This window comes from Kribbella voronezhensis (assembly GCF_004365175.1).
In the GTDB taxonomy this organism is placed as follows: Bacteria; Actinomycetota; Actinomycetes; order Propionibacteriales; family Kribbellaceae; genus Kribbella; species Kribbella voronezhensis.
The window spans coordinates 3601025-3620893 of record NZ_SOCE01000001.1 but is presented as its reverse complement, the minus strand read 5'-3'; the positions used below and the strand labels follow the sequence as shown (position 1 = coordinate 3620893).

18 protein-coding genes and 1 tRNA gene are annotated in these 19869 nt (G+C 68.5%); 7 read left to right on the top strand and 12 right to left on the bottom strand.

Annotated elements, in window-relative coordinates; genetic code table 11:
* Positions 1-3 precede the first annotated feature (3 nt).
* Complete coding sequence (locus EV138_RS16660; protein WP_133979830.1) at positions 4-2232, top strand: glycoside hydrolase family 43 protein; 2229 nt, start codon at positions 4-6, stop codon at positions 2230-2232.
* The gene (locus EV138_RS16655) at positions 2229-3140 is read left to right on the top strand and encodes a glycoside hydrolase family 43 protein (protein ID WP_238158179.1); all 912 of its coding nucleotides are present in this window, start codon (positions 2229-2231) and stop codon (positions 3138-3140) included. The genes EV138_RS16660 and EV138_RS16655 overlap by 4 nt, the downstream gene beginning before the upstream one ends.
* Positions 3141-3149: 9 nt before the next feature.
* Here EV138_RS16655 and EV138_RS16650 read toward each other — a convergent pair whose 3' ends face one another.
* Together EV138_RS16650 and pdxR are read right to left on the bottom strand one after the other, a co-directional pair.
* Positions 3150-4154: a hypothetical protein gene (locus tag EV138_RS16650; RefSeq protein WP_133979829.1), complete on the bottom strand. Its 1005-nt coding sequence runs from the start codon at positions 4152-4154 to the stop codon at positions 3150-3152.
* 87 nt (positions 4155-4241) lie between these two features.
* Positions 4242-5606: a MocR-like pyridoxine biosynthesis transcription factor PdxR gene (gene pdxR, locus EV138_RS16645; protein ID WP_133979828.1), complete on the bottom strand. Its 1365-nt coding sequence runs from the start codon at positions 5604-5606 to the stop codon at positions 4242-4244.
* Positions 5607-5673: 67 nt separating this feature from the next.
* Between pdxR and EV138_RS16640 the strand changes: the two genes are divergently transcribed.
* Positions 5674-6357 carry a pyridoxamine 5'-phosphate oxidase family protein gene (locus EV138_RS16640; RefSeq protein WP_166678615.1) on the top strand — a complete coding sequence of 228 codons (684 nt, stop codon included), beginning with the start codon at positions 5674-5676 and terminating at the stop codon, positions 6355-6357.
* Here the strand turns inward: EV138_RS16640 and EV138_RS16635 are convergent, their stop codons facing one another.
* The 3 genes from EV138_RS16635 to EV138_RS16625 all read right to left on the bottom strand — a co-directional run bounded on the left by EV138_RS16635 (position 6358) and on the right by EV138_RS16625 (position 8790).
* Positions 6358-7149 (bottom strand): ABC transporter permease, encoded by a 792-nt coding sequence (locus EV138_RS16635; RefSeq protein ID WP_133979827.1) that lies wholly within the window; start codon positions 7147-7149, stop codon positions 6358-6360. It abuts the gene before it with no gap.
* A complete protein-coding gene (locus EV138_RS16630; RefSeq protein WP_133979826.1) occupies positions 7146-8108 on the bottom strand; it encodes an ATP-binding cassette domain-containing protein in 963 nt (320 codons plus the stop codon). Before EV138_RS16630 ends, EV138_RS16635 begins: the two co-directional genes overlap by 4 nt.
* A gap of 148 nt (positions 8109-8256) precedes the next feature.
* Positions 8257-8790, bottom strand: a complete 534-nt coding sequence (locus tag EV138_RS16625; protein ID WP_133979825.1) for an EXLDI protein — start codon at positions 8788-8790, stop codon at positions 8257-8259.
* Between the two features lie 94 nt (positions 8791-8884).
* Between EV138_RS16625 and EV138_RS16620 the strand changes: the two genes are divergently transcribed.
* A complete protein-coding gene (locus EV138_RS16620) occupies positions 8885-9787 on the top strand; it encodes an alpha/beta hydrolase (protein WP_133979824.1) in 903 nt (300 codons plus the stop codon).
* 257 nt (positions 9788-10044) lie between these two features.
* Here the strand turns inward: EV138_RS16620 and EV138_RS16615 are convergent, their stop codons facing one another.
* Positions 10045-10311, bottom strand: coding sequence for a cell division protein CrgA (locus EV138_RS16615; protein ID WP_112244926.1), 267 nt, complete (start codon positions 10309-10311; stop codon positions 10045-10047).
* 270 nt (positions 10312-10581) lie between these two features.
* On the opposite strand from EV138_RS16615, the gene EV138_RS16610 reads away from it, so the two are divergent.
* Positions 10582-11214, top strand: coding sequence for a DUF881 domain-containing protein (locus EV138_RS16610; RefSeq protein ID WP_238158178.1), 633 nt, complete (start codon positions 10582-10584; stop codon positions 11212-11214).
* A gap of 43 nt (positions 11215-11257) precedes the next feature.
* Positions 11258-11875 carry an aminodeoxychorismate/anthranilate synthase component II gene (locus EV138_RS16605; protein WP_133979822.1) on the top strand — a complete coding sequence of 206 codons (618 nt, stop codon included), beginning with the start codon at positions 11258-11260 and terminating at the stop codon, positions 11873-11875.
* 98 nt (positions 11876-11973) lie between these two features.
* On the opposite strand, the gene pknB is transcribed toward EV138_RS16605, so the two are convergent.
* The 6 genes from pknB to EV138_RS16575 form a co-directional block, all read right to left on the bottom strand.
* On the bottom strand, positions 11974-13836 hold the full coding sequence (pknB, locus tag EV138_RS16600; RefSeq protein WP_133979821.1) for a Stk1 family PASTA domain-containing Ser/Thr kinase: 1863 nt from the start codon (positions 13834-13836) through the stop codon (positions 11974-11976).
* A 127-nt stretch (positions 13837-13963) separates the two neighbouring features.
* On the bottom strand, positions 13964-15421 hold the full coding sequence (locus tag EV138_RS16595) for a peptidoglycan D,D-transpeptidase FtsI family protein (RefSeq protein ID WP_133979820.1): 1458 nt from the start codon (positions 15419-15421) through the stop codon (positions 13964-13966).
* Positions 15418-16815, bottom strand: a complete 1398-nt coding sequence (locus EV138_RS16590) for an FtsW/RodA/SpoVE family cell cycle protein (RefSeq protein WP_133979819.1) — start codon at positions 16813-16815, stop codon at positions 15418-15420. The genes EV138_RS16595 and EV138_RS16590 overlap by 4 nt, the downstream gene beginning before the upstream one ends.
* Positions 16812-18203, bottom strand: coding sequence for a protein phosphatase 2C domain-containing protein (locus tag EV138_RS16585; protein WP_133979818.1), 1392 nt, complete (start codon positions 18201-18203; stop codon positions 16812-16814). Before EV138_RS16585 ends, EV138_RS16590 begins: the two co-directional genes overlap by 4 nt.
* A 9-nt stretch (positions 18204-18212) precedes the next feature.
* Positions 18213-18695, bottom strand: coding sequence for an FHA domain-containing protein FhaB/FipA (locus EV138_RS16580; protein ID WP_133979817.1), 483 nt, complete (start codon positions 18693-18695; stop codon positions 18213-18215).
* A gap of 10 nt (positions 18696-18705) precedes the next feature.
* Positions 18706-19524, bottom strand: a complete 819-nt coding sequence (locus EV138_RS16575) for an FHA domain-containing protein (RefSeq protein ID WP_133979816.1) — start codon at positions 19522-19524, stop codon at positions 18706-18708.
* A gap of 234 nt (positions 19525-19758) precedes the next feature.
* Between EV138_RS16575 and EV138_RS16570 the strand changes: the two genes are divergently transcribed.
* Positions 19759-19842 (top strand) — tRNA-Leu (locus EV138_RS16570).
* Positions 19843-19869: the final 27 nt, after the last annotated feature.

Sequence of the window (19869 nt, the reverse complement as noted above, 5' to 3'; positions counted from 1 at the left end):
CCCGTGCCTCCCAGACGATTCCTAGCCGCGGCACTCGCCGTCGTCGCGGTCACAGCCGGTACCACGGCGGCCGTCGCCGCACCGAACCCGGCGACGCCGACGACCACCCTCAACCCGATCTCGTCGTCCTTCGCCGACACCTTCGCCGATCCGTCCATCATCCAGGGCCGCGACGGCTACTGGTACGCCTACGCCACCTCCGACCCACTGGTCGCAGGAGGCCCCTTCGGACTGATGCACATGGCCAGGACCAAGGACTTCGGCTCCTGGGAGTACCTCGGCACGGTCTTCACCGACGCGACCAAACCCGCCTGGGCCGCCCCCGGCTCGTTCTTCTGGGCGCCGGACATCCGGTACTTCGGTGGTAGGTACGTCATGTACTTCACCGTCACCGACACCCTCGCCAACCCGGGCGGCGATCCAGCGATCGGCGTGGCCACCGCCCCGACGCCGGCCGGTCCCTGGACCGCGACCGACGCGCCGGTGGTCGCACCGAAGCCCGACGGCAACGGTGGCTTCTTCGGCACGATCGACCCGGCGATGCTCACCGCGGCCGACGGCAAGCGATACCTCTACACCGGCGGCTTCTACGGCGGCATCTCCGTCACCGAACTGTCCCCCGACGGCCTGCACTCGGTCGGCACGCCGACGCAGGTGACCGTCGGCGACCGCTACGAGGGCTCGTACGCCGTCTACCGCGACGGCTGGTACTACCTGATGGGCTCGTCGATGAACTGCTGCGCGGGCCCGACGACCGGGTACTCCGTCTTCGCGGGCCGGTCGCGATCTCCGCGCGGGCCGTTCGTCGACGCGACCGGCGCCTCGCTGAACGAGTCCCGGGTCGGTGGCACCACGGTGATCACCCAGAACGGCAACAAGTGGATCGGTCCCGGCCACCACGCCTTCATCACCGACGCGGCCGGGCAGGACCACATCGTCTACCACGCGATCGACCGCGGTACGCCGTGGCTGACCGACCCGTTCGGGATCAACCGGCGGCCGATGCTGATCGACCGGATCGACTGGATCGACGGCTGGCCGCGGACTCGCGCGGGCCTGGGTCCGTCGGACACACGGCAGCCCGCTCCGGTGACCGGGTCTGCCGCAGGGATCGACTCTGCGGATCCCGCGACCGGACTGTGGGGTGCGACCAGGCAAGCTGATGACTCGCTTGGTGGACCTGCCGCTGCTGTCCGCGGCATCGCCGCCACTCGCCAGGCCGCGCCGGGTGGATCGGTGCGAGTCGAGGCCGACGTCAAGCTGGGCAGCAGCTTCACCACCGTGCTTGGTGGTTCTGTGGTCGCCACTGTGAGCGGTAGCACGATCCGGGTGCTCGCTGGTAGTCGTACTACGAGTGCGACCCTTCCTGCGGACTTCGACCGCAATCAGTGGAACAAGCTCAGCGTGCAGGTGCTGGGCAACACGGTGACCGTCCGGGTGAACGACGCCGGCCTGGGCGACTTGTACGCCGAGGCGCAACTCGTCGTACCGGGGTTGAAGGTGCGGTCCGCTCCGGTGAGTTGGCTGGGCTCGGCGGAGGTGGACAACCTGACGGTGCGGGCCGTGGCCGATCCGCTGCGCCGGCCGGCCGCAGTACCGGAGGCTGGAATGTTGCTTGCCGGGGACGAGTTCGACGGGCCCGGGCTGGGTGCCGGCTGGAGTTGGGTGCGGCCGGACAGCAAGGCGGTAGTTGCCGATGGCAAGTTGTCTTGGCCGGTGCAGAACACCGACCTGGTCGGGTCCGGCAACAACGCCGGATTGCTGTTCCACGACACGCCGGCCGGGGACAGTTGGATCGCGGAGACGAAGCTGCACCTGGACCTGGGTGAGGGCGATGTCCGCAACTACCAGCAGGCCGGGATGATCGCGTATCTGAACGACGACGACTTCGCCCGGTTCGGCGACGTGGCGATCTGGAAGACGCGGCAGACGGAGTTCGGCCGCGAGTTGGTGGCGCGCGCCTCGGACGGTGCGACCAGCTACGGCGGCGCCGCGATCGGCCGCCCGGCACCGACGCTGTGGATGCGACTGGCCTACCACCGCAACGCTGCCGGCGAACACGTCTACCGCGCCGGCTCCAGTATTGACGGCAAGACCTGGACCTGGGGCGCGTCGTGGGTGCTTCCCGCCGGCGCAACTCCCAAGCTCGGCATCTACGCCCACGGCGACCAAACCGGCGGCACCCCACCGGTCGCCACGTTCGACTACCTCCGCTTCTACGAGAGCAAGTGACCGTGGCCTTCACGAATCCCGTCTACGGCGACAACTTCGCCGATCCGCAGGTGGTCGCCGTCGACGGTTCGTACTACGCGTTCGCGACCAACGGGCCGCTCGGCAATGTCCAGACGCTGAAGTCGGCCGACCTGGTCTCCTGGGACCAGGTCGGCGACGCCCTCCCCGAACTGCCGGCGTGGACGTCACCGGGAAGGGTGTGGGCACCCGAGGTCGCCGTCCACGGTCCTGACCGATTCGTCATGTATTACACGAGTTCTGACACCGCATCGGGGCGGCAGGCGATCGGTGTCGGTGTCGCGTCGGAGGCAAAAGGTCCATATGTCGACAAATCGAGTCGGCCACTCATCTGCGAGGCCGAGGAGGGCGGTTCGATCGACGCGAGCCCGTTCCAGGACTCGTCCGGTCAGCGCTGGCTCTACTGGAAGAACGACGGCAACGCGATCGGTGTCGACACCTGGATCTCCGTCTCGCGGCTGTCCGCCGACGGGCTGCGCCTGATCGGCGAACCCACCCGGCTGATCAAGCAGACCCTGCCCTGGGAGGGCACCCTGGTCGAGGCGCCGTACATGGTCGAACGCGACAGCGCCTTCCACCTCTTCTACTCCGCGAACGCCTTCGACAAGGCCTCGTACGCCGTCGGCCACGCCCGCTGCGACACCCCCGCCGGCCCGTGCACCAAGTCGGGCGATCCCATCCTCACCAGTTCCCCCGACGCCGCCGGCCCCGGCCACAACATGGTCCTCCGAACCGCCGACCGCTGGTGGTTCGTGTACCACGCGTGGGACCCGGCCTCGGTCGGCACAGATCCCCATGGCCGCACGATGTGGCTCTCCGAACTCACCTGGTCCGGCCAAACCCCCCACGTCCAACCACCGCTGAAGAACAACCCGGTCACCCCTTGGTGAGCGTTCTGCCTAACTGCAGTCCCAGCGGACGGGTTCGTGGTGCAGGTCGTCGGTGCCGTAGACCTGGTCGGTGTCGGCGAGACCGGCGACGCTCGCACCGGAGGCGCCGCCTGGGTCCTGCAGAGTGAGTGCTCGTTCGCCCTTGCCTGGCTGGTAAACGCGAGGCCGACCGCTCCCCGCCAGCACGACCGTCCCTCGTGAGTTGATCGCCTGAGCCTTGTCCCCGCCGGCGATCGCAGTACTGGAACCGTTCGTGCCAACCTTCCAGGTGGCGGCACTGTCGCCATCCTGCCCGGCGGCGACTCCGTGCCGAATCGCTGCGGCTGTCGTCCACGCGGTGGCGGAGGAAGGCGGGAAGAGCCGAACAGTGCCGTCCGGTAGCCAGTACGCCGCCAGCTGGTAGCGGGTCCGCGCATGCGGAATGTCGACGTCGAGCACGGTCCCGACAGCCACGCCGTCGTCGTCGATGTCGGACACGGCCACCTCGTTGAACCCGGCCGGGATCGACAGCACGTGCGGCTGATCGGCCGCATCCCAGACCACACCGCGCACGTTCCAGCCGTCCGCGTCACTGACCGTGCCGAGGATGTTGCCACGGTAGTTGTCGATCGCGGTAGCCGTGGCGCTGGCGTAACCGGCTGGGATCGGCAGCGCAACCAACTGCCCATCGCGGTAGCGCCAGGGCTTCGTGCCGTCCTCATCGCTGGTACCGATCACCAACTGGCCGTCGTCGTTCACGTCAGCCGCCCATGACTGCGCGGCGGGGATGGGAAGTTCAGTGGGCACACCGTCGTCCCAACGGACCGCGTGGTAGTTCCCCTCGCCGTCCTGCGCCGCCCCGGACAGATAGTGACCGCCCGGTGCGACTCCCCGGATGTCCGTCGCCGTCCGTCCTCTCACCTCCGCTACTGCGTGCTCGGCACAGGCAGCAGTCGGTGCGGCCGATGCATTCGGACCCGACAACACCAATGGCAGTCCCAGCGCCAGCAGCGCGATTCCAGCTCTTCCGTACACCAGTTCTCCTTCGTCCGGCCGAGTGCCGACATCACAGTGCCAGGGCACCCTGGCACCGCGGCACCCTTTCGACCGGCGTCGAAGCCCTTACCCGCCGAGGATTCCGGCGAGCAGAGCAAGAGCGCGCTGCAAGGCTTCGTCGGTGGGGCGGGCGTAGCCGATGACGAGGCCGGGTGGGCCGGGGCGGGAGCGGCGGTACTCCGAGAGAGGGGCCACGACTACACCGGCAGCCCGGGCTCGGGCGGCGACCTCGAGGTCGTCGAGCGAATCGGGGAGGAGCAGGGTGATGTGGAGTCCGGCGTCCTGACCGACCACGCGACCGTAGGGGGCGAGGACTGAGCAGGTGAGGTTGCGGCGATCGGCGTACAGGCGGCGGTTCCGGCGGATCACCTGGTCGAGGTAGCCGTCGCGGAGCATCGCGAGGAACGCTGCCTGCATGGGCCAGGCGGGCCAGTCGCCCGAGTTCTCCCGGTACGCCGCCAACGCGTCGACCACCTCGGTGGACGCGACCAGCCAGCCGAGCCGGAGCGCCGGGCTGAGGATCTTCGACAGGGTGCCCAGGTGCACGACCCGATCGAGGTCGAGCTGGGCCAGCGCGGGCAGCGGCGCCACGTCGTACCGGAACTCGCTGTCGTAGTCGTCCTCGATCAGCGTCGCGCCGGTGCGTCGGGCCCACCGGATCAGTTCGTTGCGTCGGGCAACGGGTAGCCGCCCGCCGAGCGGGTACTGGTGGGACGGTGTCACGTACGCCGCGGCGAGGTCGTCACCGAGTTCGCGAACCAGCAGGCCGTCCTCGTCGACGCCGATGTCGACGACCTCCAATCGCTGATCGCGAGCGGCGACGACGGCGTTCACGTACCCCGGGTCCTCGATCGCGATCCGCTCGCCCGGACGATGGCGGACCGACAGCACCAGACGCAGCCCGTGGATGGTCCCGTTCGTGATCAGCACGTTCTCCGCACCGCACGCGATCCCCCGGACCCGGCCGACGTGCGCGGCCACCGCCTCCCGCAAGGCGGGCAACCCGGTCGGATCCTCGTACCCCGGTGGCGGGAGCTGCGCCGACACCTCCCGCCACGCCCGCCGCCAGCCGGCATCAGCCGACCCACCGATGAACGGGATGCCGGCCCGCAACGACAACAGCTTCTCCCGCGCGGCCGGCGCGGACTTCGTTCGGCGTCGCTCAACAGGCTGCAGCGGTACGACGTCCGCCACGTAGGTGCCCGCTCCCGTCCGGCCTTCGATCCATCCCTCGGCATGCAGTTGGTCGTACGCCGCCTGGGCCACCGATCGTGACACCACCAGGTCGCGGGCCAGTTCGCGGGTGGAAGGCAACCGGTGCCCCGCCTGGAGCCGGCCGTCCCGGATCGCCGCGCGGAACTGCTCGGCCAACTGCAGGTGGAGCGGGCCGGCGCCGGAGCGGTCGAGGACGAGTGGCAGCGAGCTATCCAAAGTGGACTACCTGATTCGAACCGGAATGGACCGTGCCAGCATGCCACTGTCCGGCGACGCTGGTTCCATGACCATCACCACGCCGCTCCAGCCGACCGACCGGACCTCCTTGCGCCGTTCGAAGGAGCGCGCCGCCACCGAGCGCGAGGTGCTGCACGAGGTCCTCCGCGAAGGCATGTTCTGCCACCTCGGGGTGATCCTCGGCGACGCCCCGCTGGTGCTGCCCACGGCGTACGGGATCGATCTGGACCGCGGCGTCGACGGGACTCTCTACCTGCACGGCTCGGTCGCCGCGCGGAGTGTGGTCGCCGCGCCCGAGCAGACGATCTGCGTGACGGTCACCCACGCGGACGGCCTGGTGCTGGCCCGGTCGGCGTTCCATCACTCGGTGAATTACCGCTCGGCGGTGATCTTCGGCGTACCGCGCCTCGTCACCGACCCGGACGAGAAGCTGCACGGCCTCAACGTCATCGTCGACCATCTCGTCCCCGGCCGCTCCCACGCCACCCGACCCCCGAACCGCAAGGAGCTGGCCAAGACCTCCGTCCTGGCCCTCTCCCTCACGGAAGCCTCGGTGAAGACCCGCGCCGGCGAGGCGAACGACGACCCCGAGGACCTGGCCCTGCCGTACTGGACCGGTGTCATCCCGCTCCGCACCGTCGCCGGCGAACCGGTCACCAACTCCGACTGCGACCTGCTGACCCCCGCCCACATCCGCACCCGGGCCAATCTCCTCGGCGCTCCAAGCTGATCAGGCCGCGGTGCCCTTGTTGTAGCTTCGCTGGGCCCAGAAGTAGCCGACGAGGGCGATCGCCAGGCACCAGGCGAGGGCGAGCCAGCCGGTGCCGTTGTCCATCGGCGCTCCCAGCAGCAGGTGCCGCAGGGTGTCGATGATCGCCGTGAAGGGCTGGTACTCCGCGAACCAGCGGATGCCGCCCGGCATCGACTCCAGCGGGATGAAGGTGTTGCTCAGGAAGGGCAGCAGCAGGCTGATCGGCAGGACGATGTTGCTCGCCCCCTCCGCGGTCTTGCTGGTCAGGCCGAGCGCGATCGCGAACCAGGTCAGCGCGACGGTCACCGCGATCATCAGTCCCGCCGCCAGCACCCATTCGCCGGCCGACGCGTTCGGACGGAACCCGATCAGCACGGCGAACCCGATCACGAGGGCCAGACTGACGATCGTGAGGATCACGTTGCCCAGCACGTGCCCGGTCAGCACAGCCGGGCGGAAGATCGCCATCGTCCGGAACCGGGCGACGATGCCCTCGCTCATGTCCATGGCGGCCCCGACCGCCGGCGACATCGTCCCGGACGCGATCGACATCAGCAGGATGCCCGGGGTGAGGAAGTCGATGTAGTCGAAGCCTTTGCCGCCGCCGAGGCCGGCCGAGAAGGTGTCGCCGAAGATCAGGCCGAACAGCAACATCATGATGACCGGCATGCCCAGCGCGCCGAGCGACAGCCCGGGGTATCGCAGGGCGTGGCGCAGGTTGCGGCGCAACATCGTGGCGGTGTCGGCCACCGGATAGCTCAAGGTGCTCATCTGCTTGTCACTTTCTCGTCGTCGGTGGTTGCGGGCTGACCGGTGACGGCGAAGAACACGTCGTCCAGGTCAGGGGTGTGGACGGTCAGTTCGTCCACTTCGATGCGGGCGTCGTCGATCCGGGCCAGGACGGCGCGCAGCGACTGCACGCTGCCGTCGTTCGGCACCTGGAGAACCAGGGACTCGTCGTCCCGCGACGCGGACGGCAGTGCCTGTGCGGCCGCGGCGAACTCTTCGGGCGCCGTGAACCGCAGCCGGATATGACCACCCGGCGCCAGTCGCTTCAGCTCCGCCGGGGTGCCCTGGGCAACCAAGGTGCCGTGATCCAGTACCGCGATCCGGTCGGCGAGTTCGTCGGCCTCCTCCAGGTACTGCGTGGTCAGCAGGACCGTGACGCCGCCGGCGACCAACTCGCGGACGAGTTGCCACATGCTGTGCCGGCTGCGCGGGTCGAGCCCGGTCGTCGGCTCGTCCAGGAAGATGATCCGCGGGTTCCCGACCAGCGTCATGGCCAGATCGAGCCGTCGCTTCATACCGCCGGAGTACGTCATCGCGAGCTTCCGACCGGGTTCGACCAGGTCGAAGCGCTCCAGCAGTTCGGCGGCCCGGCGGCGCGCCTCGCGGCGGCCGAGGTGATGGAGGTCGGCCATCATGATCAGGTTCTCCTCGCCGGTCAGCAGACCGTCGACCGCGGAGAACTGGCCGGTCACACCGATCGCGGCCCGGACGGCCTCGGGGTCGCGGTGCAGGTCGTGCCCGGCGACCCGGATCTCACCGGCGTCGGCGGTGATCAGCGTGGACAGGATCTGGACCGCGGTGGTCTTGCCCGCGCCGTTCGGGCCGAGCAGCGAAAAGATGGTGCCTTCGGCAACTTTCAGGTCGATGCCGTCGAGGACGAGCTTGTCGCCGTACGCCTTGCGCAGGCCGGTGACGTCGATCGCCAGGGATGAACTGTTCATACTTCCTCGCTTGTTTTCGGGCAGGGCGAACCTGACCTGATGGCCAAAGGGGGTTGCGGAGGGGAGATTCAGGGCGTGCTGATCCAGCCGGCCGACCGTGGTCAGGTCGCCGCTCGGTGGATCAGGTGTGCAGTTGTGGGGTGGTGGATCAGATGTCGAGGTCCTCGACGACCGGCTGGTCGGCGGCTTCCTCGACCAGGGCGTAGAGGTCGTCCGGGATCAGGGCGTGCAGTTCCTCGAGGGTGTCGACGACGTGCAGCGTGGCCTCGCCTTGCGCCATGCTCCAGGTCTGGTTGCTGCTGAAGCTGCCGATCCAGCTCCGCCAGCCGGTGTAGTTCTGTTCCTCACCGTCGACGGTCTGGCCGGTGGTGAACTGGTTGGTCCGGTCGGCGTACAGGACGAACTTGCCGGTCCTGCTGCGGTACACCTTGAACGCCTCGTAGCCGTTCTTGTTCGACCGGCCGCCCTCGGCGAGCAGGACACCGGAGAACCGCTGCTTGCGGCCGGCCCCGCGCCCGACCCGCACGGTGATCTCGTCGAAGCCGTCGAGCCGGCCCTCCTCCAGTTCGACATACCGCCGCAGCGCGATGGAGATCGCTTGGGACAGATTTCCGGCAAGCTCCTGGGCCCGCTTGTAGAGCGCCAGGTCGTCGTCGGAAACGTAGATCGTCTTGTTCGGCATCAGCTCTCCTCCTACGTAGAACTATACGCACACCGCTACGTAGATGTCTACATATATCCCTGCGTATACGCCGAAGGTCTGCCACCATCGACCCGTGGATTCTCCAGAGCAGCGCTACGACGATCTGTCCGACCGCGTCTTCACGCTGTACTCCGAGGGTGAGCAGCGCGCCGCCCTGGAGCTGCTGAGCCGCCCCGATCCTGAGCTCGAGCCCTGGTCGGCAGAGCTCGCCCATACCGCGGCCTGCCTGCACGGCTCCCTCGGCGAACCAGAGGCGGCTATCCACGTACTACGGTCCGCCAGCGACGCGGGCGCTTGGTGGGATCCGTCGATCCTCACCGATGACGACGACCTCGCCGCTCTGCAGCCACTACCGGAGTTCCAGGAACTGGTCGCACTCTCTGCGACTCGCAGGAGCCCGGACCCGCGCCCCGCACTCATCCAGCTGCCCGCGAGCGTTGATGACGCGCGCGGTGTCGTAGTAGCGCTGCATGGGGCTGGGCAGACCGCGGGTCGGGCTGCGGCGGACTGGGCCGAGGTGCTGGAGCTCGGCTACGCGCTGGTGTGTGTGGACTCGTCGCAGCGGATGTCCCCGATGTACCGCACCTGGCCGGAGCGGGATCGTGCGGTGGAGGACATCGCCCGCGCTCTTGGCGAGCTGCCCGACGAATTGCGCGGACTGCCGCTCATCGCGGTGGGATTCTCGGCAGGTGGCCGGGCCGCGCTCGACTGGGCGTTGACCGCGACACCGACCCGGGCGACCGGCGTACTCGTGATCGCTCCGGCTCTGCGGGAGTTGCCGGCCGATGCGGCCGGTCCGTTGTCACCGGCCGACGTGTTGATCGGCGAAGACGATGATCTGCTGGAGGTTGTGGACGACGCGGCCGACCGGCTGACCGGCTTCGGGCTCTCGATCCACCGAGTGCCAGGGGTGGGGCACGAGTTTCCACAGAACTTCGGACGCTGGCTCAGCGAGGTCTTCCCCAGTTGTGGATAAGACGGTGATCAAACCTTGTTGATCCACAGATTTCGGCGATTTTGTCCCCGAATCGGCCGAAATCCGGGGACAACCTGGGGACAACGGTCGCGAAAGCTGTGCACACCTGGGGATACCCATGTGGATAACTGCAGTGGTGTCATTCGGCCGAAAAACACGAGAAACCCCGGACCTGAGCCGGTTGCGCCCGGTCGCCGGCTCAGGTCCGAGGTGTTCCGCGACGCCGGTGCGCGCGAAGAAGTACTAGCTGAACAGGGTCAGATCCACTGCGTGGAGACGACGAAACCGACGGCGATCAGGCCCATGCCGATCAGCAGGTTCCAGTTGTTCAGGTCCTTCATCACCGGGATGTCCTGGCCGGCCACGTAGAAGACGACCAGCCAGGCGAGTCCGAGCAGCCAGCAGCCGAGCATCAGCGGCGCCACCCAGACGCGACTGGTGGTGCGTGGCTTCTTCGGAGTCTTCTCCACCTTCACCTTCTCGGCGGAGGACTTCTTCGTTTTGCGACTGCTCGACTCGGGCACGGATTCGACTCCTTGTAGCGGACACTAAGGTGAGTGGTGTCGCCTCGGTTCGCGAGGCCGGCACCAGCCACACCACTGGGTCTGGCCTCGGTTAGCGTAGTGCAGACGGGAGCAAGGGGTTCACGGGTGAGCAGGCTGCGGCGTTTTTCGCTCTGGCGCGCGAGTGCGCCAGTGGCGCTGATGTGCGCCGGTCTGCTGTTCGCGACCAGTGCCACCAATGCCCGTGGTACCGACCTGCGCCCTAGTCGCAACACTACGCTCGCAGGCCTCGTGGAGGAACAGAGCCGCCGCAGCGCGACCCTGACCCGCCAGCACGCGGAGCTGAGCCAGGACATCGAGAAACTGCAGACGCAGCAGGGCTCGATCGCGCCCAAGCTGGCCAAGCAACTGAAGGACCTGTCCGAGCAGGTCGGGACGGTGCCGGTCACCGGCCCGGGACTGACCGTCACGCTCAAGGACGCCCCGTCACAAGTGGTGAAGGACAACCCGGACGTCGACGCCGACTGGCTGGTGATCCACCAGCAGGACATCCAGGCCGTCGTGAACGCGCTCTGGGCCGGTGGCGCCGACGCGATCTCGATCCAGAACCACCGGGTCATCTCGACCACCGGCATCAAGTGCGTGGGCAACTCGGTGGTCCTGCACGGCGTGCCCTACCTGCCGCCGTACAAGATCACCGCGATCGGTGACCGGCGGAAGCTGCAGAAGGCGCTCGACGATTCGCAGTACATCGACAATCTGCAGGACTACGTGGTGAAGTTCCAGCTCGGCTACGAGGTGAAGACGGAGTCGTCGATCGCCATGCCGGCGTACGAGGGCACCCTGGACCTGCAGAGCGCGACAGTGCCGGGCTTCCCCAAGGTGCCGACGGCCAGCCCGTCGGTCACCGGCAGCGGTCGCTGAAACAGGTCCACGCGGTTTCCGCGGGCCTGTCAGAATGGTGCGCATGCCGCGCATCCTTGTCGTCGACAACTACGACTCCTTCGTCTACAACTTGGTGCAGTACCTGCAGCAGTTGCAGGCCGACACCACAGTGCTGCGCAACGACGAGGTCACCCCTGACCAGGTCACGGCGTACGACGGCGTCCTGCTGTCGCCCGGACCAGGGACGCCGGAGGAAGCCGGCGCGTGCGTCGACATCGTCCGGGAGGCGGGTGGCGAGGTCCCGATCTTCGGGGTCTGCCTCGGCCTGCAGGCGATCGGCGTCGCGTACGGCGGTGTCGTCGGCCGCGCCGACGAGTTGCTGCACGGCAAGACCAGCCAGGTGTTCCACGAGGGCGCCGGCGTGCTCGCCGGGCTGCCGTCGCCGTTCACCGCCACCAGGTACCACTCCCTCGCGATCGCGCAGGACAGCGTGCCCGACGAACTGCAGGTGACGGCGCGGACCGAGGCCGGCGTGATCATGGCCGCGCGGCACCGGGACCTGCCGGTCGAAGGCGTCCAGTTCCACCCGGAGTCGGTGCTCACCGAAGGCGGCCACCGGATGCTGGCCAACTGGCTCGCGATCTGCGGCGACTCCGGCGCGGTCGCCCGCTCGGCCGGGATGGCTCCCGTCGTCAGCTGAACCAGCCCAGCAGCTGGGACCCGCACAACCGGGACCCGAACAACCGGGACAAGCAAAAGGACCGCGGGACGAATCCCGCGGTCCTTTGCCGTTCTGCCTCAGCGCTCGCCGCTGCTGCCGCCACTCGGCTGCTGCGGCAGACCCGGTCCGCCGCCGCCGATGATCGGCGTGTTGGACTCCGTCGGCGTGTTGGTCGGCGTGTTGCTCGGGGTGTTCGACGGCTGGTCCGCCGCGACCGCGATCGACAGGATCACCTTCGTGCCCTTGGGCACCTTCGAGCCGGCCTTCACGCTCTGCTTGACGACCGTGCCCTCGACCGCGTTCGGGTCCGACTTGTCCTGCAGGTAACCGACGGCCAGGCCGAGACCCTTGAGGGTGTTGGTGGCGTCGTCCTGGTTCTGCGTGGTGACGTCCGGCACGTCCACCTTCGAGCTGCCGTTGGACAGCGTCAGGGTGAACTTGGTGCCCGGCGCGTACTGGCCGCTGGGATCGGGGCTGACCTTGATCACGGTGTCCTTGGGCTGGTCGCTGTCCGCCCTGTTCACCTTGGACGCCACCTCGAACTTGCCCGGAGCGTTCTCCAACGCGTCCCGGGCGTCCTGCTCGGACTTGCCGAGCACATCCGGCACCGGGAACGTGTTCGGGCCCGCGGACACCACCAGGGTGACGGTCGAGTTCTTGTCGACCATTGCATTCGCACCCGGCTGCTGCCTGGCCACCGAGCCCTTCGGTACGTCGGTGCTGGCCGCCGAGGTCGTGGCCACCTGCAGGCCCTTCGCCTCCACGATCGCGGTCGCCTCGGCCACCGGCTTGCCGACGACGCTCGGTACGGCGACCTGGGTGACCGGGGGCGGGTTGTCCTTCTTGCCCAGGTTCGTGATGATCGCGTAGGCGCCGACCGCGACGGCCACGATCGCCAGGCCGAGCAGGAAGTACGCCAGGCCACGGTTCCGCCGGGCCCGGGCCGCCTCGACGTCGTCGTCGCCGTCGTCCGGCGGCAGCAGGTCGCTCGCCGGACGGTACGCCTGGGTGGCGGCCGCCGCCGGAGCTACCGCGGTCGGCTGGATCGCGCGGGTCTCGGCGATCGCGGCCATCGGCGCGGTCACCTGCTGGCCGGCTAGCACCCGGTGGATGTCGGCCCGCATCTCCGACGCGCTCTGGTAGCGGTGCTCGCGGTTCTTGGTCAGTGCCTTCAGGACGACCGCGTCGACCTCCGGCGGGATGTCCGGGTCGAACGAGGACGGCGGCAGCGGCTCTTCCCGGACGTGCTGGTAGGCCACCGACACCGGCGACTCCCCCACGAACGGCGGCCGCCCGACGAGCAGTTCGTACAGCAGGCAGCCGGTCGAGTAGAGGTCGGAGCGCGCGTCGACGGTCTCACCACGGGCCTGCTCGGGCGACAGGTACTGCGCCGTACCGATCACCGCGGCGGTCTGGGTCATCGTCGACGAGGTGTCCGCGACGGCCCGGGCGATCCCGAAGTCCATCACCTTGACCTGACCCTGCGGGGTCAGCATCACGTTGCCGGGCTTGATGTCGCGGTGCACGATGCCGGCCCGGTGGCTGTAGTCGAGCGCCTCGAGCACGCCGGAGGTGATCTCCAGGGCGCGCTCGGGCATGATCTTGCGGCCCTCGCGGATCAGGTCTCGCAGCGTCTTGCCGGCCACGTACTCCATCACGATGTACGGGATGGTGACGCCGGAACCGTTCGGGTCCGGTTCCTCACCGGTGTCGTAGACCGACACGATGGTCGGGTGGTTCAGCGAGGCGGCCGACTGGGCCTCGCGCCGGAATCTGGCCTGGAAGGTGGAGTCGCTGGCCAGATCGACCCGGAGCCGCTTGATCGCGACCGTTCGCCCGAGCCGGTTGTCGATGCCCTTGCGGACATCGGCCATGCCCCCTCGACCCAGCGGTTCGCCCTCTTCGTAGCGGCCGCCGACGAGACGTGCCTGCGATGTCATTCCTCTGCCTTCCAACCTGCGCGGATCGAACTCGGCCAAAACACACTCAATCCGCCCACGGTAGCTGTGATCACCAGCCGGCCCTGGTACGGCGGACGTTCTGTCACCCGGTTGTACCTCATCGTCGTCACTGCCCCAGCACCGCTTCCATCACCGCTTTGGCGATCGGCGCCGCCAGCGCGCCGCCGGCGATGTCGTTGCGCGGGACGTTCGCGTCCTCGATCATCACCGCGACCGCGATCTTCGGGTCATTGGCGGGCGCGAAGGCGGTGAACCAGGCGAACGGGGGCTTGTCCGGCGTCGTCTGCGCCGTACCGGTCTTGCCGGCGACCTGGACGTCCTTGATCTGGCCGGGCTTGCCGGTGCCGTTCTGCACCACGTCGATCATCATCTGGGTCAGCTGGTTCGCGACCTCGGGGCTGACCGCCTGGTGCAGTGACTCCGGCTTGGTCTCGGACACCGTCTTCAGGTCGACGGTCTTGATGTTCTGGACCAGGTACGGCTTCATCACGTTGCCGCCGTTGGCGATCCCGGCCGACACCATCGCCATCTGCAGCGGCGTGGCCCGGACGTCGAACTGGCCGATCGCCGACTGAGCGGTCTGCGGCGCGTTCGGGTCGGTCGGGAACTGGCTGGCCGCGGCGCCCAGTTCGGGCAGTTGCCGCTCACCGAAGCCGAACTTCTCCGCCTGGTCGCGAAGCGCGTCCGGGCCGAGGTCCAGGCCGATCGAGCCGAACGCGGTGTTGCACGAGTTCCGCAGTGCGACCGTCAGGGTCGCGTTGTCGCTGCCGCCGCAGTTCTTCCCGTTCTCGTTGGGCAGCTTGACGGTGGTCTGCGGCAGGTCCAGCTCGGCCGGCGAGCGCACCTGCGTCTGTGGGTTGTACTTGCCGCTGGACAGCGCGGCGGCGGCGGTGACCAGCTTGAACGTCGAACCCGGCGGGTAGAGCTCCTTGATCGCCCGGTTCGACATCGGCCGGGACTTGTCCTCGGTCAGCTTCTTCCAGTTGGCGGCGACCTTGTTCAGGTCGTGCCCCGCCAGTTGGTTCGGGTCGTAGGACGGCCGGCTCACCATCGCGAGCACCTTGCCGGTCTTCGGCTCGAGCGCGACCACCGCACCGGTCTTGCCCGCAAGCCCGTTGTACGCCGCGATCTGGGCCGCCGCGTTCAGCGTCAGCGTGACGCTCGCGCCCTGCTGGCGGCGATCGGTGATCACGTCGACCACCCGGCGGAACGCCATCGACGGGTCGGAGCCGTTCAGCTCGGAGTTCTGGCTCAGCTCGATCCCGGCCCGGCCGAACAGGTACGAGTAGTAGCCGGTCACCGGGGCGTAGGCCTCGGCGATGTTCTGCGGATAGGTCCGCTGGAACACGAACCGGTCGTTGGACGGCTTGCTCTGCGCGATCGGCACACTGCCGACCAGGATCGGCCCGCGGTTCACCGAGAACTGCGAGTCGCGGACCCGCCGGTTGTCGTTGCGTCCGTTCAGGTCACCGGCCCGGAAGGCCTGCAGATAGGTGGAGTTCGCCATCAGCGCGAGCATCAGGATGATCGCGGCCACGGCCAGTCGTCGGATTGCTGAGTTCACTGCTTCTGCACCGCCATGGCGATCGTCTCGTCGGACACGGGAGCCGCCGGGGTCTGCGGCCGGCGGGCCTGGTCACTGATCCGCAGCAGCAGCGCGATGATCGCCCAGTTCGCCACCAGCGACGTACCGCCCAGCGCCATGAACGGTGTGGCCAGACCGGTCAGCGGGATCAGGCCGGTGACACCGCCGACGATCACGAACACCTGCAGCGCGAACGACATCGCCAGACCGGTCGCGACCAGCTTGCCGAAGATGTCCCGGCAGCCGAGTGCCGTCCGCAGGCCACGTTCGATGATGAGCGTGTAGATCAAGATGATCGCGATCAGGCCGGTCAGACCCAGCTCCTCGGCGAACGAGGAGATGATCATGTCGCTGTTCGCGTACAGGGTGAGTTCCGGCCGGCCCTGGCCGAGGCCGCGGCCGAGGACGCCGCCCCAGGCCTGGCCCATCAGGCCGACCGCGATCTGGCCACCGTCGATCGAGAACGGGTCCAGCCAGTCGGTGATCCGCTTATGCACGTGCCCGATCGCGGAGTACGCGAAGAAGGCGCCGCCGACGAACAGCAGCCCACCGATGATCAGCCAGCCGGCCCGCTCGGTCGACACGTACAGCAGGAACAGGAACAGGCCGAAGAACAACAACGACGAACCGAGATCGCTCTCGAACACCAGCACGCCCAAGCTGACCAGCCAGGCGACCCCGATCGGGCCGAGGTCGCGAGCCCGCGGCAGGTCGAGCCCGAGGAACCGGTGCCCGGCCAGCGTCAGCACGTCCCGCTTCACCACCAGGTAGCCGGCGAAGAAGATGACCAGGCACAACTTGGCGAACTCACCGGGCTGGAAGGACATCCCGGCCAGCCGGATCCAGATCCGGGCGCCGTTCAGGTTGACGCCGAGGCCCGGGATCAGCGGCAGCACGAGCAGCACCAGACCGGCCAGGCCGGCCGTGTAGGTGAGTGCCTGCAACCGGCGGTGGTCCCTGATCACCAGCACCACCACGAGGAACAAGACGATGCCGACCGCGGTCCAGGTGATCTGCTGCGGAGCCGCCGGCGACTTCGGGGTCCGGTTGTTGGCGATCGCGATCGCCTCGAGGCCGAGGTCGATCCGGTGGATCATCGCGACGCCGAGGCCGTTCAGGAGCACCGCGCAGGGCAGCAGCACCGGGTCGGCGTACGGGGCGCGGTAGCGCAGGGCGAGGTGGGCGATCAGCGCGAGCAGGCCGATACCGGCCGCGTAGTACCCGGTGCTGGCCGGGACCTTGTCCTGCACGGTGAGGCCGATGTTGACGTAGGCGCCGACCGAGACGCCGATCGCGATGATCAGCAGCATCAGCTCCACGCCGCGCCGGGTACGGGGCATGATCTGGATGACCGACGTCGAGGCGATGCTCATCGGACCCCGTCGCAGTCGTCCGGATTGCCGCCGGCCGGCGTCGAGGCAGGCGTGGACGGAGCGGTCGCCGGCGGCTTCGAGACCGGGGTGGAGACCGCGGGCTTCGTCGGCGTCGTGACCGGCTTGCCCGGCGTCGGGCTGGTGGTCGGCTTCACCGGCGGCTTCGTCTTGGCCGCGCACTCGTCGGCGACCCGCTGGAGTTCGGTCACGATCGTCCGGGCGCCGGCCAGGTCGTCCGCCTGGATGGTGCCCTCCACCTGCTCACGGCTGTACGTCGGCAGCTTGTCCACCTGCAGCGGCTGCCGCTCGTAGACGCTCGACAAGGACAGACCGGGGAAGTCCTGGTCCACCCCCTTGAAGATCGCCACGTAGTCGCCGTCGGTGCCCACGTAGTACTGCTTCTGGGTCCAGCTGTAGCCGAACCACCCGCCGCCGGCGATCAGAGCCAGTACTACGGCGAGCACGGCCAGCCGGCGCAGCCAGAGGAACCGCTTCGGCGGCCGAGGCGCATATCGCAGCTCCTCGGGATCCATCCCCGCGCCACCGGCACCGCCGTCGCCCTCACCATGACCCCGTACTGCGATGGTCGGTTCGCTGCGACCCGTGCCGCCCTGGGCGAGCTCGGCTGCCGCGCCGACCAGTTGCGGCCGGTCCCCACTGGCGGGGGCGGTCTCGACCACATCGGCGACGACACAGGTGATGTTGTCGTTCGAGCCGGCCTCGAGGGCGTGCGTGATCAGCTCGACCACGACCGAGTCCGGCGTACCGTCGGCCATCGAGGCGGCGATCACCTGGTCGCTGACGTAGTCGGGCAGGCCGTCGCTGCAGAGCAGCAGCCGGTCGCCCGCCCGGACGTCGAGCATCTCCAGGTCCGGATCGGAGTCCGGCCGGCCGTCGAGGACGCGCAGGATCAGGTTGCGGTGCGGGTGGGTGAACGCTTCTTCCTTGGAGATCCGGCCCTCGTCCACCAGCGACTGCACGAACGTGTGGTCGTGGCTCAACTGGTAGAGCAGGCCGTCGCGCAACCGGTACGCGCGGGAGTCGCCGAGGTGGGCCAGGCCGAGGTGCTCGCCGTCGAAGAGCAGGGCGGTCACGGTAGAGCCCATGCCCTCGCGCTCCGGGTCCTCCTCGACCAGCTCCGACAGCCGCTCGTTGGCCCGGTGGACGGCGCCCGCGAGCGCCTCCATCATGTCCGGGCCGGTGATGTTCGACGTGTCGAGCCGGCGGATCACCTGGACGGCGGCGGCACTGGCCACCTCACCGGCGGCGGCGCCACCCATCCCGTCGGCGAGCAGCAGCAGGTGCGGACCGGCGTACGCGGAATCCTCGTTGTTGCGGCGCACCCGTCCGACATCGGACAGTGCGGCGTAGTCGAGCGACAGGGTCATGGACGGGGCCTACTTCGCGATGTTCAGCGTCGTACGGCCGATCCGGATCGAACCGCCGATCTCGGCCGGCACCGGCCGGGTCACCCGCTGACCGTCCAGATAGGTGCCGTTGGTGGAGCCGAGGTCCTCGACCCACCATTCGCCCTCGGACTGGAACACCCGGGCGTGCCGGGTGGAGGAGTAGTCGTCGTCGAGCCGGATCTGGCAGTCCGAACCGCGGCCGATCACCACCGGCTCCGAGTTCAAGGTGGCGCCGACACCGGCCTGCGGCCCGTCGGCGATGGTGACCGAGCCCGGCACGCCCTTGCGCTTCTTCACCGGTTTGGCCGGTTTCGGGGACCGGCCGTTGGTCGCCACCGGCGCGGCGAGCGCGCGGCTGTCCACCTTGGCGCCGAACAGGTCCGACCGGATCACCGACAAGACGGCGAGGACGAACATCCACAACAGGGCCAGGAACCCCAGTTTGATCAGGGTCAGCGTCAGTTCCGACATGGAAGCGTGGTCACCACCCGCTGCTGGGCGGCTGGGCGATCGGCTCGTCCGCTAGGCGCAGCGTCATGGTGGTGTTCCCGATCCTCACGGTAGATCCGTCGGTCAGTTCGGCCTCGGCGGCCCGGCGCCCGTTCACCAGCGTTCCGTTGGTGGAGCCCAGGTCGACGAGGACCACCCTGACACCTCCGGGACCCTCGGGCATCAACCGGATCTCCGCGTGCCGCCGGGACACGCCCGGATCGTTGATCTGGATGTCCGCGTCGGTACCGCGGCCCAGCACGACGCCGGGTGGGTTGATCGGACGGCGCCGGCCGTTCACCTCGAGCATCACCTGCGGGTGACCCTGCCGGATCGGCTGCGCGGGTGGCGGCGGGACCGGGGCGCTCTGCATCACGGTCTGGCCCTCGTTCGGATCGGGGATGTACGGCTGCGGGGGTTGCGGCCGGGGACGGGCGGGCTTGCCGATGGTCGCACTGACCACCCGGAACTTGCCGGTCGGCAGATCGTCCTGTTGCGTCAGCTCGATCTCGACCGGCCCGGAGAAGGTGTAGCGCTGGATGTCGGCATGGTCGCGCAGCTCGTTGGCCAGCTCGTGGTTGAGCGTCCGGCCGTACGCGTTCAGCCGCTCGAAATCTTCCGGGCCGAGCTCGATGGTGAAGTGGTTCGGCACCAGCCGCCGGTCCCTGGACAGGATCCGGGCGGTGTTGTCGATCTCACGCTTGAGGGCGGCGGCCAGCTCGATCGGCTCCACGTCACCCTTGAACGCGCGCGCGAAGACACCACTCACGATGCCCTCCAGGCGTCGCTCGAAGCGCTGCAGCGGTCGCACGCGTCCTCCTCCACTCTTCGATCGTCGGCTGGAGCCAACGATCGTGCTTGCCGTCCGGCGGCTCCGACAGGCTCGCCGTACGCCGCGCCCACCGGTGTGGTGGGCACACCGGGTACGACGATCGATCGTATCGGGAGGTTCGACCGAACCCGCAATGTCAGAGTCTGCCTCAGGTCGTGCTAACGTTCTTCCTCGGTTGCAGGTAGCAGTTTTGGAGGCTACCGGTGACCATGCGCGCGGGTGGCGGAATAGGCAGACGCGCACGGTTCAGGTCCGTGTGCCCGAAAGGGCGTGGGGGTTCAACTCCCCCCTCGCGCACAGCGTCTCGAACTCCCGGCCAGGAAA

Excerpts from the sequence above, each read along its gene's own strand:
- EV138_RS16605 (WP_133979822.1), top strand. The coding sequence starts at position 11,258 with ATGCCGCGCATCCTTGTCGTCGACAACTACGACTCCTTCGTCTACAAC.
- EV138_RS16640 (WP_166678615.1), top strand. The coding sequence starts at position 5,674 with ATGACCATCACCACGCCGCTCCAGCCGACCGACCGGACCTCCTTGCGC.
- pknB (WP_133979821.1), bottom strand. The coding sequence starts at position 13,836 with ATGACATCGCAGGCACGTCTCGTCGGCGGCCGCTACGAAGAGGGCGAA.
- EV138_RS16585 (WP_133979818.1), bottom strand. The coding sequence starts at position 18,203 with ATGACCCTGTCGCTCGACTACGCCGCACTGTCCGATGTCGGACGGGTG.
- EV138_RS16590 (WP_133979819.1), bottom strand. The coding sequence starts at position 16,815 with ATGAGCATCGCCTCGACGTCGGTCATCCAGATCATGCCCCGTACCCGG.
- EV138_RS16580 (WP_133979817.1), bottom strand. The coding sequence starts at position 18,695 with ATGTCGGAACTGACGCTGACCCTGATCAAACTGGGGTTCCTGGCCCTG.
- EV138_RS16635 (WP_133979827.1), bottom strand. The coding sequence starts at position 7,149 with ATGAGCACCTTGAGCTATCCGGTGGCCGACACCGCCACGATGTTGCGC.
- EV138_RS16625 (WP_133979825.1), bottom strand. The coding sequence starts at position 8,790 with ATGCCGAACAAGACGATCTACGTTTCCGACGACGACCTGGCGCTCTAC.
- EV138_RS16630 (WP_133979826.1), bottom strand. The coding sequence starts at position 8,108 with ATGAACAGTTCATCCCTGGCGATCGACGTCACCGGCCTGCGCAAGGCG.